This is a genomic window from Microcoleus sp. PH2017_12_PCY_D_A (genome assembly GCF_020738565.1).
Classification (GTDB): domain Bacteria; phylum Cyanobacteriota; class Cyanobacteriia; order Cyanobacteriales; family Microcoleaceae; genus Microcoleus.
This window is the reverse complement of the sequence record NZ_JAEQCI010000040.1, coordinates 21,912-36,722: the sequence shown is the minus strand read 5'-3', so window position 1 is coordinate 36,722 and position 14,811 is coordinate 21,912. Positions and strand designations below refer to the sequence as shown.

The window sequence follows — 14,811 nt, the reverse complement described above, 5'->3', positions numbered from 1 at the left end:
ATCGCCAACTCTTATCTACTGATGCGATTGATGCAAAATTATCCGATTTCCGGCGGGATCGAAGGCATAGATTTCTAAACCGTGCGAGGCTTTGATAATTTCTCCAGCGGGCGGATAACCTAATGCCCAGATTCGGGCGATCGCAGTTTCGATATCGCTGACTTCCAAACACAAACTCATGCCTGTTTTGGCTCGATTTGCAAATTCCGATTTGTGGGAATCTTTGGGTTTGAATATGCCGAGTCTCAGGCCGGGGAGTTGAAATTCAGCATAAGTATTGGGAATGTAAGGGTTTGGTTCTAGGTCGAGAAATTTTGTGTAAAATTTAACGAGAACTTCTTTGTCAAGGTCTGCTAAAGTCACGAAGGCTGCGCTGTATTGGAAACTCATATAAATGGGTTATAACAAATTAGTAATATTATACAACATTCGCTGCGATATCAAAACTTCGGATCTAAAAGGGGAGTGACTGCACAATTCTTGGTATAATCAATTGCTCGCCCTGAAATCCCTTTACTCTTCTAAGTGAGATGAATCCAAAAGGAAATCAAGAGAACCAGAATCTTAGAAGACTAAGAGTCAGTGCAACAACCCCAGATTCTAGGTTGATTGAAAATCGAGAATCTAGATTCCCGCGTGCAGTTGCTATGGCGATAGATGATGCTCAAGAGGTTATGAACGATTTATATCGGGAAGAGGCAGAGTATGGAGATGGAAGTTGTGCTTTTATGGTAATGAAAGAACAATTTGAAGGTGGAGTGGAAAACCCGCCAATGTCCCTAAAAAAAGGAACTCTCCACGATACAAAGTGCCGTCAATATATTTTATCATTACAAAGAAGACTGCCAATTTTGCCTGCCGCTCCTCAGGAGCCTAAAGAAAAGATTGCTAGAGAAATTGAAAAAATGGAAGAGGCGCTACAATGGGCTGAAGACTACCGCAACGGCAACGATCCGGTGATTCCTCGATGGGCCAACTCTTGGAAAGATCAGTTAGGAAAATAAGCAATGGATATTATTAAGCTAGAGAAGACTTACAAAACACCCTATTTCGGAATAAATTGGCGGGGTACAAAGCATCGGCTTCCTATCCAGCCAAAGGACACTCTGAGTTTCTGTGACTTAAGAAATTGCAGTCTAGAAAAACTCGACTTATCAATGGTAGAGTTCTTTGGTTGCCGTCTGAATGGTACCTTATTTAAAGGGGCAAATTTGGAGAAAGCGCGATTTATTGGCTGTTTTTCTTCCGATGATTATCCGCAAACAGATTTTAGTGGTGTTAGTGGCGATGTGTCTGTAGTACATTCTCACCTTAACTACAAAGGCGAATTTATGGGAGATTCTGTTTATATTGACGATCATTTTTGGATGGGAGACAGTCTAGAGTCCAAGTGGCCTGCTGTTGTGGCTGCTGCTGCTACTGAAACACTTTCCGATCGCAATGATACTAGATATAATGCTGCTGCCAAATTAGGAGATTTAGATAATCCCGTTGTTGCGCCCATACTGGCTTGTCTCCTGGCTGACGATGAGTGGGATGTGCGATCCATTGCCCTCGAAGCATTAGGAAATCTACGGCATCAGGAATTCCCGCAGGGTGACAATATTTTATTGCAGTGGATGTTCTTACGTCTTGGCGATCGACATTCGATTGTACGGCAAACAGCGAGAAAACTTGTTGAAATTATCTCTCCTCCGAATGATGTATTGCTTGCTTCTATTAACCGGATGATGTCGCCGGAGTCTGAGGAAAGAATTGCGGGCGTGCTTGCTGCTATTGAGTTGTGCAGGCTAGACGAACAATATTCGAGTTTGCTGGAATCCCAAACTATTGAGAGTCTACTTTCCGATGAATCACCTGATGTTCAGAAGGAATGTTCCTATCTACGAGAAATGTTAGACGGGGATTGTTAGAAACTTGAACCAGAATATGCTGTAAGTTTCTACATTATTAAAATCTGCCAATTCGTCCGACTATTTGGATTTTACCTTGTGGATCGCTTTTGAGAATCACTGCTTCGCCGCTTTGGGGAACAATATTTGTAAGCGCTGTAATATTTACTTGATGAGTTACCATAATAACCGCGCCTTTCGTGTTGCGGTTGTCAACAATTAATTTGCGGATTGTTGCTGTTTGTCGGGCTTCTTTGCTGCTGTCGCTAAAGAACGAGTTGAGTGTTCTTAATGGCTCGACTTTACCTAAATTTATTAGTTTTGCTGTTTCCAAACACCGACACCACTGACTCGATAAAACTCTGGCAATTTTGATGTTGCGGTTGCGAAATTCGGCTCCAATTTGCTGGGCTTGGGTTCTTCCCTGGGCTGATAAGTTGCGCTGGGTGGAACAGTCGCCCAATTTAAAGTTAGCAGGATCTCCGGTTCCAGGGGCGATCGCGTGTCGCATTGCCACCACCAACCCTGTCTCGCCCCGCTGCAACAGTTGCCATCCCGCTTGAGTCTGGGCGTTGGTTGCTGCGTCAGAAGTTGTAGTTGCAGTCATTATGCCGATCGACAATACTAAAGCTAGCGAGCCCAAAAACCATTGACCGTTGAGGTGAATCCGCACAGCCATTGTTCCAGAACCTAGAAATTATCTTATCATATTGTAATACAACAAATATTTCTCTATGGAACTCACCAATTTTATTGCTCTGTCTGTCATTGTTGTGGCTGCCCTGGGGATTGGCATCGGAACAATGACTTGGGCTTACTCCGGTAAGGGCAGCATTTCTGTACTGTTTAAAGAACCTATTTTAAACTCGCCAGAATTTCCGGCTACTGACGCAGGAAGCAAAGCTGCGGTTGATTTCCAAGCTGGAATTGAGGCTTATCAGTCGGGAAATTACCGCAAAGCTCAAGAGGAATTTACTAGCGCCATAGAACGGGTTGCAACGGCAGAAGCTTACCACAATCGCGGCTTGGTTTTTGCGAATTTGCGATCGGATGGCGAGGCTGTTGCAGATTTGATCCGCGCTAGCGAATTGTACCAAGAGCAGGGAAATGGAAGTGCGATCGACAGGATCAAACAAAATCTTGCAGCGTTGAAGCAGCGCAAATTAGAACGAGAAAAAGAAAAAGCAGTAACGACTTAAATTAGTAGGTTGGGCCGGTGGAATGAAACCCAACCTATAATTTTGGTCTGAGCAACCCGGTTTCGCGATCGATGTATCGTGTTCGATCCAAAATATTTTTTGGGATAAACCGAGTTGGTTGACAGAATTATGATTAAAGTTGAACATCAAGATTTAAAATTATTCCAAACAGCTAAATTTTCTGGCATCTTCTACTTTGTCGATTGTAGCAATCAGCAATTCTCGGGTGTATGCTACGATTCGATAATTAGTAATGATGTCGAAAGCTTCCCACTCTTGAGTTACTTCGCTATCTTGCCACAAAAACCATTCTCGGTAAATTTCACCATCATCAATGTCGCCACATAAACCGAGCCAATCATCTCCTTCCATGCTATCAAACTGTGCTCCAACTAAGTCAATCCATGCTGCAACAATACAAGAGTCAATAGCATTTTTATCAAAAGGAACTACGTTGGACTGAACGGAAGTTTCTGGAAAGCAAAGTGTGGATTTCATACGCTGTACCTGAATGTCATGTTATTAATTTATAAAAAATTCCTCAACGGTAGCGATCGCACAATGCCGCTATCTCAACCTCCACAGTTTATACCTCAAAAAATCTTGACACCGAAAGCGCTCAAGTGCTTTTGCTGTATAACTTGAGAGCGCTTTGAGTGCAGTCGCGGCAGAGGCTGATTTTAGCCAATTTGATAAGTGGCACAGCAGAAAGCCCGATCGCCCGAATATTATTTCTGGCAAAGGCGATCGGGCGAGCAGAAGCGCAGACAGCGCGACTGCCAATGATATACTTGGTACGTTGGAGAGTTTCAGTACAGTTTTTGTGGTAAAATTTATAGGAACAGATGTGGCAGATAGACAGTACAGTTAAACAAAAAAGTTTGAGTCGTACCAATCCTGAATATCCCAAGTAGTGAAATATCGCTGATGCTTCCCAAATTGCGAGAAGGTGCGATTGATAGAGTTCGCGAAGTAGTAGATAAGTAGTTAATCAGATCAAAATGCTAGAACTTCACTGTCACACGACTTATTCCGATGGAACTCTCACCCCAGCCGAACTCGTAGCCGCCGCCGCGTCTTCCGGGGTTCGCGCCTTGGCTGTCACGGATCACGACACGGTGTCGGGTTGGGATGAAGCCTTTGCCGCCGCTGCTTTGCACGGTATAGAAATAGTCCCCGGGCTTGAACTCAGTACCGTCCACAACGGCAGATCTTTGCACATTTTAGGTTTTTATCCTGATGCGAATAAATTGCAAATTCCTTTGAATGCTCGCCTGGAAGGACGGTTGAGGCGATCGCAAGAAATGGTAGAAAAATTAGCAGCACTGGGATACGCGATCGAACTACCAAAAACATCATCCCCAGGAATGGCACCGGGAAGGCCTCACATTGCTAGCGCGCTGGTAAAAGCTGGCCACGCCAAATCATCGCGGGAAGCCTTCGATCGCTGGCTGGGAGACGACGGCCCCGCCTACGTGCATTACGAGAAATTCTCGATCGCAGAAGGCATCGATTTACTCAAGAGTTGCGGCGCAGTACCGGTGTGGGCTCACCCTTATTTATTTCGCGGCGGCGCTGTTGAGGAAGTCTTGAAAGAATTAGTAGATGCTGGTTTAATGGGAGTTGAAGTATACCATCCCAGCCACAGTTCCAGCCAAATAGAAAAGCTCAAAAAAATGTGTTTTGATTACGGTTTGCTGATGACAGGTGGCAGCGATTATCACGGGCCAGAAATAGAAAGAAATGAAAGAAAAGGTGTTGAAACTACTCAATTGAATATGCTGCATATACCGTTAGAATTGCTGGAACCGATTAAAGTTGCGGCGGCGAGTTTGAAATAGTTTGTAACTTTTTGGGCGATGCTCAAAGCCCACCCCACAATAATTTTAGTATAACTGTAGGGTGCGTGCCTCAGTTTATATCAGAGTAAATCGAAATAATCAAGTCATTCTGACGCACCCTACTACTGCGGTTTCTATATCAATAAAATATTGGGCAAGAAGTCTACTGAAAACGAATAAAAATCAAAATCAACATAAATTAATGTGAAGTTAGCGAGCAACTTCTGTTGAGCTAATGTTAGGGTGGTAGTAGCGTTCAACTACTCAATGGAGCTGATTATGAGTACAGAAGACAGAGCAAAGGCGATCGGCAAAAACGTAGAAGGCAAAGCTCAGGAAATTTTCGGTAACATCACGGGCAATAAAAAAGACCAGGCAGAAGGCAAAGCGAAACAAGCGGAAGCTGCTGCCCGCCACGCAGCAGAAGATGTGAAAGATGCGGTGAAAAATCTGACTGATAAGGCCAAAAGGGCGATCGACAAATTGTAAGCTGTCGGGCATCTAAATTGTATTTGTGGGGTGGGCTTTCTGGCCCACCCCAAAAGATTTTAATCAAAATTAAATCTAAGATTTAGAGGCGTCTGGGCAGATAAAATATTAAAGCTATTCCTTATTAAGAGGTATGAATGGATTCTATTAGAGTGGAAAGATTACGCTGTCTGGCTGACACTGGCTATATTGAGTTAAAGCCTATAACTGTTCTTCTTGGGCAAAACAGTTCAGGTAAGAGTAGTTTTCTGCGTATTCTTCCTCTATTGAAACAAAGCCTAGAATCTAGAACAACTGGGCCAATACTTTGGTCAGGTCGCCTAGTTGACTTCGGTAATTTTGAGGATGCTCATCAAACAGGAGCAGAAGATAATATTGAATTTTCTTTTAACTTCAAGCTCGAATCAAGACAGTTTCCCTCTGCTAGAGATTTTTCTTACTTTCTTTTTTCGGGAGAAGCAAAGATTTTCAACACTTGTGATATAACGTTAACTCTCCAAGTCTCAGAAAATAAAAAGAAAGAAACAACAAGAACAAGTAGAATCTTTTTGCAGCTTGAAGATTCAAAAATCCAATTATCTTTTGGTGAGGATGATTCTCTAACGGACTTTTTCGTAAATTCATTTAACGTTTTAAATTTGGGTAATAAATATGTTACTAGAAAATTTGACAGGAGTCTGATTCTGCCAACTATTACTGAAAGTGAGCAAAAAAAAGAATATGAATTTGAAAAATCATCCTCACTATCTCCTGGTTTTGTGAGATATCGTTCTCGCTTCAGAGCTTTATTTCAAGCTTTGATAGACAAAACCAAAGAGACGGCTCATCATGCAACTAAGTTAGAGACTATTATTCAAATGGCACTCTCTTTTGGTCTCGGCAACTCAGAAAATATGTTAAAAGATATTCAAGAAAATAATATTGCTGGCAAATCTTGGAAGAATAAAACTAAGAATTGGACAGTTGAGACAAAAGATTTTAAAGATTTAAGGGATCTGATTATCGCAAATGCGATACCTTTTATTCTTGAAAAATGTGATGATACACTAGCGAACTTCTCAAAGAATATTAGCTATATTGGGCCAGTACGAGCTACAGCAGAGCGTTATTACCGAACTCAAGATTTAGCTGTTGATGAAGTGGATTACCAAGGTAATAATCTTGCAATGTTTTTACGCAATCTAACTGATTCAGAAATGAAAAACTTTTCTACCTGGACTTTAGATAATTTTGGATTTAAGCCATCAATTAAATCTAGCCTTGGTCACATTTCAGTAAAAATTCGTTCTAAAAATTCTGATAAATACCTGAATGTTGCTGATACTGGATTTGGTTTTTCTCAAATTCTTCCTGTTATTACTCAATTATGGTTACTAAGTTCATTTCGTCGAGTAAACCGAGGAACAATAACCTACGCTATTGAGCAACCTGAGTTACATCTTCATCCCCGTCTGCAAGGAACTTTAACAGATGCATTGGTTAAGTCAATCAAAGCAGCTAAGGAGAAGAAGATTCAGCTACGTTTAATGATTGAAACCCATAGTGAAGTATTGGTAAATCGCCTCGGACAATTAGTTTCCGAAGGTAAAATTTCTCCTGATGAAATCAACATTGTTTTATTTGAGCCATGCGATAAACCAGGAGAAGTAAGAATAAGAAACTCTCAATTCAATTCAGATGGGTATCTTTTAAACTGGCCGCTAGATTTTTTCGAGATGGAACTTGTATAAATGCTAATTTTGATTGATAGCTCTGTAGTAGATAAGGGAGATGAAAATACTTGGGACGATGAGACTGTTTTGGCTTTAGAAAATCTTGCATCTGCCCGTCGGGAAGGTAAGCATATAGTAATGGCTAAGAGAGAAACTTTTAAAAAAATTGCTCAATGCTCTCGTTTATCTCAATTTGCTAGAAATATTTACCATAAGTTATACAACCAATCTACACAATTTCAATCCTATCTTTCGGCGGTAACAAGATATATTGAAATTGTTAATCCTTGTTATGAACCAGCAGTGATTTCTGATTCAGGTAAGCAAATTATTAAAGTTGGCCCACGTTTTTTTAATGATTCAGAGTCTGTACAGAAAACCATACTCTTGTGTGAAAATAGTGATGATGCTGTTTTATACGAAATTATAGCAAAAGTTTATCTTATATGGAAAAAGATGAATGTAAAAATAGTATGCGAACCTAGAGGAGGAGGCGGTAATACAATTTCTACTGAGTATATTAATATTCAAAAAGTAAAAAAAAGATTTTGCCTTTGTATTGTAGATAGCGATAAAATTGCTCCTCATGGAAATCTTGGCTCCACGGCATCTCGCCTGCAAGCTTTGAGCGATTCCACTTGTATAAATACGGAAAATTTTATTCTTGATTGCCGTGAAGTTGAAAACTTAATACCTAACTCAATTTTATCTGAACTGTGCTTAAAAAATCCGGAAAGACTCAAAGCATTAAGAATTTTTGAAAATTTTAGTAGTAGTAGTGCAGTCGATATTAGGTATTTTCTAGATATAAAAAAAGGAACTCGAATGAAGGAAATTATTCAATCGAGTAACCCTAATGTTAAGCCTTTTTGGGAAGAAAATATTTCTCTGATTCCCAATATATCAAGTTGTATAGATAATTGGTGTCAACTTAACTGGCAATGCAGTAGTAGTGGAGAATGTCGATGTAAAATATCACTGGGATTTGGAGAAAGTACGCTCAGTAATACCGTTGAATATCTTAAACAAAAAAGTCCTCATGAGATTGCGAGAATAGTTGATAAATCCATGATTTGTGATTGGGAAAAGATTGGACAGGTTATTATGAACTGGTGCATTTCTGAAAACCCTATTCGTGTTTGATAACCAGCCATTACCTTTTTATTTATAAAGGCTAAGCGCCTAAACCTGCGCTTAAAAATCCGGTTCCGCGGCCAAAAGCCCGATCGCCAAATCCATCTTATCCTTCCCCCGCGCCAGAAAACCTTCGCACTCCTGCAAACATTCCACAGCCACCGCAAACTGCTCGAAAACCTCCTCTAGAGGCAATTCTCCCGATTCCACCCGATCGATAATCGCTTCAATTCGATCGACCGTTTCCTCATAATTCCAGCCAGACTGGCCCAACTGCGAGTTAACCATAACATTTATTCAGCATCCAAAACTTCCACAATTTTAACCTTCAGCACGCCCCGGCTCAACCTCACAGTCAACTCCTCACCCAATTCCAAACCGTCAGTTGTGCGGACAATCGTACCGTCACCTTGGATTACCGCCGCATAACCCCTTTCCAAAACCGCCGCCGGATTTAGGGCCGCTAACTTTTCTTGCAATACTTCTAGTTTACCAGTTGCTTGCCGCAAAGTTCGCGATGTCGCAGGCAACTTTTTTAAGCGATTTTGTAGCTGTTGCAAATGCTGTTCTTCTTGCTGAAATCTTGCCCGCACCACACTTGCTAAATTCAGCATTCTCTGCCTGTGTTCCCAGTAAATATCTGCTAAAATTGGTACGGCTTGAGTAGCCGCCGCCGTCGGAGTATGGGCTCGTTTATCTGCTACTAAATCGGCGAGAGATTCGTCTCTTTCGTGGCCGATGCCCGTAATAATTGGGATTGTGCAATTGGCGATCGCCCTTACCACTCTTTCATCGTTAAAACAAGCCAAATCCTCCGCAGAACCGCCGCCCCGCCCTAAAATTATGACATCCGCCCTACCGTCCAATTCTACACGGGCGATCGCCCTAACAATCGCAGCAGCAGCCAATTCTCCCTGTACCAAAGTCGGCGACAGCAACACCTGCAAACCCGGATATCTCTGGGCTAACGTGCGCTGAATATCCCCCCACGCAGCGCCGGTATCCGATGTCACCACGGCCACAATTTGCGGGTGTGCGGGAATCGGGCGCTTTCTGGCGCGATCGAAGAAACCCTCAGCTTCCAAGCGCGATCGCAATTGCTGCAACCGCAAAGCCTCCAATCCTTCGCCACCCGGTAGCGATTTGGAAACAATCAACTTGTAATCCCCGCGAGGTTCGTAAACCTGAATGCTTCCGAAAACCAGCAATTGCTCGCCTTTTACGGGCATTCGTCGCAAGTTTTGCTGTTGATAAGTCCACACCACGCAGGTAATCGCAGCGCTTGTGTCGGGATCGCGTAGAGTGAAATAACAGCCGCTGGAATGCCGCGAAACGTTGGACACCTCGCCCGTTAGCCAAATCGATCGCAGGTGGCGATCGCCCTCGAGCAATTCTTTGAGGTATGATGTTAGTCCGCCCACCGATAACGTTGTGTCAGGGAAAATTGAATTCATTAAACAATTGTAGATTTGAGATTTGAGATTTGAGATTTAGGCTACTATATCTAAGGTATTTATTTGTAGGTCTATCCTCTGCGAGGGCTTCTCTACTGGCGAAGGTAAATTAACAGCAAACAAACTAATGATATCAGATGTCATGACTTCGATGAATGTGCTGCGCCAAGAGGCAGCGGCGATCGGCATTACTGATGCCGAAGCCAGAAAATATGGCGATCTCCGGCATAAAAGAACTTGGTCTTTGGCGATCGAACATCACCTCTCGATGCAAGATTTTGCTGATGGCACAGCGTCCGATTCTGACAGCACACTCAACGACTCTCAGACTGAAGAGTCTAAAGACTACGGCATTCAGCTAACTGCAAACCTGGGCGAATCTGGAGTCAAAAGAGAGAACACAACAGGATCTCCGGTTTCGTCGCAACAGCCAGAAATGGCGATACTCTCCGAGGGCAACGCTTACGGGCGATCGCGCCATAATTCCGACCACCGCAGCAACCCAAATCGAGGTTTTAAACAAGTAGTTCAAAACCACATTAAAGCATTGACAATTGCCTCAGCCTCCCGTACAGTTCTGATAAATTCACAACTGAACAATTGGGTTTGTCCTGAGTGCTACCCCGAGGGCGAATTGAGTTGTCACCTGTGCGCCGGAGAAGGCAATGTCAGCGACATTGCAGCTATTGGCTGGACGCTAGCTTATATGGAAATGTTGGGCTGTTCTGCTCGCGAAATAGAACCGCTCAGGAAAATTTCGCCTGCGTCTGAAACTCTAGAATTGAATTTAAAATCCTGTGTTGCTATCAAGAAAAGTACCGAAGTTTTAGCCCGTACAGAAAAATGGGTAATTGGTAATCGGTAGTTGGTAATTGGTAAGCTCAAATCATCATCGCATCATTTCCTGTCGCTGACAAACAATACAGATTCCAGTCCTTTTAATGCAACTTCTAAATCATCGTTGACAACTTGAAAATCGAATTCGCCCGCAGCTTCAATTTCCTCTTTAGCCCGCAGCAATCGACGGGCGATCGCAATTTCGGAATCTTGACCCCGACTCCGCAGCCTGCGTTCCAATTCTTCCCAAGAAGGAGGTAAAATAAACAGTCGCAAAGCTTCAGGAAACTTATTTCTAATTTGTCTCGCCCCTTCGAGCTCAATTTCTAGGATTACCCATTTTCCCTCGCCGATTCCCTGCTGGAGAGCAAAATATGGAGTACCGTAAAAATTGCCAGCAAACTCAGCCCATTCTGCCAACTCGCCAGCCTCAACCATTTCTTCAAAACGGCTGCGGCTGACAAAATAGTAGTGCTTTCCCTCAATTTCTCCCTCGCGGGGCTTGCGAGTTGTCACCGATACCGAAAGATATAATTCCCGATGGCGGTTGAGGAGCGATCGCACTAGGGTGCCTTTCCCCACACCGCTAGGCCCCGTCAGAACAATTAATTTACCGGATTTCATTTTGAGAAGAGAAACGTGTAACAATTTAAGTTTCCGCTTACTCTATACTGTAAGTGCTCAAATTGCAACTGACAAACCTCAATCATCCCGACCTTGACCGTCTTTGCTGAGCGCAAAACGATTAGCCACCGTTTCCGGCTGAATCGCCGAGAGGATGACGTGACTCGAATCAGTAATAATTACCGCCCTCGTGCGGCGGCCGTAAGTAGCATCAACCAGTTGTCCGCGTTCCCGCGCATCAGTAATTATACGCTTAATTGGCGCTGACTCGGGACTGACAATGGCAATCACTCGGTTAGCCGACACAATATTACCAAAACCGATATTAATTAATTGAATATCCATGAATATCTCAATCTATAGGTGAACAAGTAACTATCAATCCTTACTTATTATCATATATAAAAATATTTCTTCTGGCAAGTTTAAAATGATTCACAACAAAAATTTTAAAATTTTTACCTTCATTTTTTTCTCTTTTTTGAACAGAGCCTGCCGATCTTTATCAAAACTTTAAAAAACTACCGCTGTTGCCGCTTTATATTAAAGTTTCGGTAAAATTATCGATTTCTCGTTGCGAATAAAAGCATTAGCTGTATCCAGAAAACAGCCCGTAAATGTTGCGAAATATAAAGTTAATTTCAGGTGGAGCAGTTAAGTATTATTACTGATAAAGATGACAGCAAATACTTGCAAATTGCTGTTTATACTGACAGTATTGACATTGATGCTGCTTTGACGAGCTTTTAAGCTAACCTTAAAGCTGCGGTTGATTACCTACGGGATAGCTATGCCGCGCGTACATCATCCCCAATGTTGCACAGAAACATTGGGGAGAAAGTGTAAAACTACAGATGTTTCTTGCTTAATATTATAGAATAAAATTGGTTCGTAGTGAGGACTTTAGTCCTCATCTTTCAGAGGACTAAAGTCCTCACTACAAACATTTTGTGGGAGCATCTCAGTTTGGCATTTATAGTGTTTTCCCCGCTCAAAAAAGGTTCGTAGTACGGACTTCAGTCCGCTCTTTAAAAATGCTTATTGCCAAACTGAGATGCTCCCCATTTTGTATTTAGCAGGAATTACGAAAAAAGGGGTTCTACGCGCTACTTGTAGCGGTAAGGAATGAGAATTAAATAACTTATAATTTGATGGTTCTTGTGGGATGGGCGTCCCGCCCGTCCTTTCTGTACGGGCGGGACGCCCATCCCACTTTCTAGAGTGGAAATTATTTAATTTGCGATCCTAAGATTCCCAGTCTGTACGCTACATTTACTGAGGACTAAAGTCCTCACTACAAACCTTTGAATTAAGCAACAAGCCGGGATTAATGCAGATAAATTTACCTGCATTAATCCTCAGTTATTCCACAGTTTGTTAAGCCGCAGCTAAACCGCTGTGTCTCAACAAAGCTTTAGTGCTAGGTTCGCGTCCCCGGAAAGTTTTAAACACTTCCATCGGGTGCAAACTGCCGCCCAATCCTAACACTGTATCTCGGAAGAGTTTACCTGTAGAGGCGATCGCACTTTCATCTTCCAAACCCGCCTCCTCAAACGCCGCAAAAGCATCAGCGCTGAGCACTTCCGCCCATTTATAGCTGTAATAGCCCGCCGCGTAGCCGCCCGCAAAAATGTGTCCGAAAGCGCACAAAAATGCGTCTTCTTCCAGAGGAGGCAAAACAGTCGTAGTTTTAGCAATGCGCTTGCGGACATCCGCCACGGTTTCGCTGCCGCCCGATCGATAGCGGTGGTGCAATTCGATATCAACACTGCTAAAATGTACTTGTCTGAGCATGGCACTGCCGCTCATGTAGTGGCGCGCTGCTAGCAGCTTTTGGTAATAGTGTTCCGGCAAAGTTTCCCCAGTTTGGTAATGCTTCGCCATCCCGAACAAAGTCGCGCGATCGTAACACCAATTTTCCATAAATTGACTGGGCAATTCCACCGCATCCCACTCAACATTATTGATGCCGGAAGCTCCCGGATAGTCTACAGTTGTTAGCATATGCTGCAAACCGTGACCGAATTCGTGGAACAAAGTTTCTACTTCCCCAAAAGTCATTAAACTCGGTTTCTCGTCAACCGGAGGGCTTTGGTTGCACACCAAATACGCCACAGGTAAGCGCGTTGTTGTTTTTCCCGCTTCCACAAATTTAGCGCGCACCACGCACTCGTCCATCCAAGCACCGCCGCGCTTTTCTTCCGGGCGGCTGTAGGGGTCTAGATAGAAATTGGCGATCGCATTTCCGGCTTCATCATCTATTCTAAAATAGCGCACATCTTTGTGCCAGACAGGAGCTTGACCGTCCGCCGCCGTTACTGTCACGCCGAACAGCCGCTTTACTAATCCAAATAACCCCTCCAATACCTGGGGTAAAGCAAAATAAGGGCGCAATTCTTCAGCACTAAAAGCAAACTTTTCTTCCCGCTGCCGTTCCGACCAAAAACCGACATCCCAGTGCTTCAAATCCCCAGCTTCCGCAGCGCCTTTAGAGGCAGCAAAAGCTTTCAATTCTTCTAAATCTTTGACAGCAGCACTGTAACTAGCCAAGCGCAATTCTTCTAACAAAGCTTCCACGGCTGTAACGTTGGGAGCCATTTTGCTCGCCAAGCTCAATTCGGCATAACTGCTAAACCCGAGCAAAGCTGCTTTTTCGTGGCGCAGTGCTAAAATGCGATCGGTCAAAGGCCAGTTATTCAAATCTCCACTGCTGGCTTTGCCGATAAAAGCTTTGTACAACTTTTCGCGCAAATCGCGGCGGGTGCTGTGCTGCATGAAAGGGCCGTAACTCGGAAAGTCTAAAGTAATCCGCCAAGGGCCGTTTTCGGCATCGGCATTGTCGGCGCCCGCGCTGCGAGCCGCTTGAGCTGCTAAACTCAACAAACTCGGCGGTAAACCGTCAATTTCGTCTTTATTTGTGAGGGTGATACTGAAAGCTTTGGTAGCGTCGAGGACGTGATTGGAAAACTGGGTAGTAATTTCTGCCATTTCTAATTGGATGGCATTGAAACGCTCTTTTTGCTCGCCTTCTAAACCGACGCCGGAGAGTTGAGCATCTCGGATGGCGGCTTCGACAATTCGCTGTTGAGCTGACTCTAAACTGTCCCAATTTTCGATCGCCCGCAGCGCTTTAAAACCTTCGTAAAGCGGTTTGCTTTGACTCAGCTTGCTCCAAAATTTTACTACTTCCGGCTGCACTGTTTCGTGGGCCGATCGCAATTCCGGACTATTTTTCAGCCCCATCAAATGTCCGACAATGCTCCAAGTCCAATTTAAACGCTCTCCGAGCCGCTGCAATGGTTCTACCAAGCCGCTCCAAGTCGGCTCGACAGAGGCTTCTAAGGCAGCTAGCTCGGCTTCTAGTTCCGTCAGCAGTTGGGTAACGGCGGGGACTACGTGTTCGGGTGCGATCGCATCAAACGGTGGCAATCCTTTGCCAATTAATAACGGGTTATCAGTAACAGTTACGGTTGCGGTCATTTAATTTTCTTGTAACAGGTTGAAAACAGGTGAACTAGACAGATTGCCTTTTCAATTTGTAACACAGTTGTCCAAAAAGTTCGACTCCAGCCGAGAGAGGGAGAGAGGGAGAGAGGGGGAGAGGGGGAGATGGGGAAATCTTCCTTCTG

General features: G+C 43.6%; 17 protein-coding genes. 9 read left to right on the top strand and 8 right to left on the bottom strand.

The genetic code is table 11. The features are described 5' to 3' along the window. Window positions 1-15 precede the first annotated feature (15 nt). Complete coding sequence (locus JGK39_RS12370) at window positions 16-390, bottom strand: VOC family protein (protein WP_293296465.1); 375 nt, start codon at window positions 388-390, stop codon at window positions 16-18. A gap of 140 nt (window positions 391-530) precedes the next feature. Between JGK39_RS12370 and JGK39_RS12365 the strand changes: the two genes are divergently transcribed. Both JGK39_RS12365 and JGK39_RS12360 read left to right on the top strand, forming a co-directional pair. Then, window positions 531-1,004, top strand: a complete 474-nt coding sequence (locus JGK39_RS12365) for a hypothetical protein (protein WP_293296464.1) — start codon at window positions 531-533, stop codon at window positions 1,002-1,004. 3 nt (window positions 1,005-1,007) lie between these two features. Then, the gene (locus tag JGK39_RS12360; RefSeq protein WP_293296462.1) at window positions 1,008-1,913 is read left to right on the top strand and encodes a pentapeptide repeat-containing protein; all 906 of its coding nucleotides are present in this window, start codon (window positions 1,008-1,010) and stop codon (window positions 1,911-1,913) included. Window positions 1,914-1,950: 37 nt separating this feature from the next. Here the strand turns inward: JGK39_RS12360 and JGK39_RS12355 are convergent, their stop codons facing one another. Next, window positions 1,951-2,571, bottom strand: a complete 621-nt coding sequence (locus tag JGK39_RS12355; RefSeq protein ID WP_293296460.1) for a histidine phosphatase family protein — start codon at window positions 2,569-2,571, stop codon at window positions 1,951-1,953. 55 nt (window positions 2,572-2,626) lie between these two features. On the opposite strand from JGK39_RS12355, the gene JGK39_RS12350 reads away from it, so the two are divergent. Beyond that, a complete protein-coding gene (locus JGK39_RS12350) occupies window positions 2,627-3,091 on the top strand; it encodes a hypothetical protein (protein WP_293296458.1) in 465 nt (154 codons plus the stop codon). 159 nt (window positions 3,092-3,250) lie between these two features. Here the strand turns inward: JGK39_RS12350 and JGK39_RS12345 are convergent, their stop codons facing one another. Further along, window positions 3,251-3,589 carry a hypothetical protein gene (locus JGK39_RS12345; protein WP_293251543.1) on the bottom strand — a complete coding sequence of 113 codons (339 nt, stop codon included), beginning with the start codon at window positions 3,587-3,589 and terminating at the stop codon, window positions 3,251-3,253. Between the two features lie 154 nt (window positions 3,590-3,743). Between JGK39_RS12345 and JGK39_RS12340 the strand changes: the two genes are divergently transcribed. The 5 genes from JGK39_RS12340 to JGK39_RS12320 all read left to right on the top strand — a co-directional run bounded on the left by JGK39_RS12340 (window position 3,744) and on the right by JGK39_RS12320 (window position 8,276). Then, window positions 3,744-3,962, top strand: coding sequence for a hypothetical protein (locus JGK39_RS12340; RefSeq protein WP_293296456.1), 219 nt, complete (start codon window positions 3,744-3,746; stop codon window positions 3,960-3,962). A 130-nt stretch (window positions 3,963-4,092) separates the two neighbouring features. Further along, a complete protein-coding gene (locus JGK39_RS12335; protein ID WP_293296455.1) occupies window positions 4,093-4,932 on the top strand; it encodes a PHP domain-containing protein in 840 nt (279 codons plus the stop codon). A gap of 279 nt (window positions 4,933-5,211) precedes the next feature. Next, the gene (locus JGK39_RS12330; RefSeq protein WP_293251539.1) at window positions 5,212-5,421 is read left to right on the top strand and encodes a CsbD family protein; all 210 of its coding nucleotides are present in this window, start codon (window positions 5,212-5,214) and stop codon (window positions 5,419-5,421) included. A 137-nt stretch (window positions 5,422-5,558) separates the two neighbouring features. Next, on the top strand, window positions 5,559-7,151 hold the full coding sequence (locus tag JGK39_RS12325; protein WP_293296454.1) for an AAA family ATPase: 1,593 nt from the start codon (window positions 5,559-5,561) through the stop codon (window positions 7,149-7,151). Further along, the gene (locus JGK39_RS12320; RefSeq protein WP_293251537.1) at window positions 7,152-8,276 is read left to right on the top strand and encodes a hypothetical protein; all 1,125 of its coding nucleotides are present in this window, start codon (window positions 7,152-7,154) and stop codon (window positions 8,274-8,276) included. Between the two features lie 51 nt (window positions 8,277-8,327). On the opposite strand, the gene xseB is transcribed toward JGK39_RS12320, so the two are convergent. Continuing rightward, a complete protein-coding gene (gene xseB, locus JGK39_RS12315) occupies window positions 8,328-8,555 on the bottom strand; it encodes an exodeoxyribonuclease VII small subunit (protein WP_293296452.1) in 228 nt (75 codons plus the stop codon). A gap of 5 nt (window positions 8,556-8,560) precedes the next feature. Further along, a complete protein-coding gene (gene xseA / locus JGK39_RS12310; RefSeq protein ID WP_293251533.1) occupies window positions 8,561-9,721 on the bottom strand; it encodes an exodeoxyribonuclease VII large subunit in 1,161 nt (386 codons plus the stop codon). 127 nt (window positions 9,722-9,848) lie between these two features. Between xseA and JGK39_RS12305 the strand changes: the two genes are divergently transcribed. Further along, the gene (locus tag JGK39_RS12305; protein ID WP_293251529.1) at window positions 9,849-10,586 is read left to right on the top strand and encodes a hypothetical protein; all 738 of its coding nucleotides are present in this window, start codon (window positions 9,849-9,851) and stop codon (window positions 10,584-10,586) included. Window positions 10,587-10,618: 32 nt separating this feature from the next. On the opposite strand, the gene gmk is transcribed toward JGK39_RS12305, so the two are convergent. From gmk to JGK39_RS12290, 3 genes are all read right to left on the bottom strand, one after another. Next, window positions 10,619-11,182 (bottom strand): guanylate kinase, encoded by a 564-nt coding sequence (gene gmk, locus JGK39_RS12300; RefSeq protein ID WP_293251757.1) that lies wholly within the window; start codon window positions 11,180-11,182, stop codon window positions 10,619-10,621. 78 nt (window positions 11,183-11,260) lie between these two features. Continuing rightward, window positions 11,261-11,527, bottom strand: a complete 267-nt coding sequence (gene remA, locus JGK39_RS12295) for an extracellular matrix/biofilm regulator RemA (protein ID WP_293251527.1) — start codon at window positions 11,525-11,527, stop codon at window positions 11,261-11,263. Between the two features lie 1,032 nt (window positions 11,528-12,559). After that, a complete protein-coding gene (locus JGK39_RS12290) occupies window positions 12,560-14,662 on the bottom strand; it encodes a M3 family metallopeptidase (protein ID WP_293296450.1) in 2,103 nt (700 codons plus the stop codon). Between the last annotated feature and the right edge of the window lie 149 nt (window positions 14,663-14,811).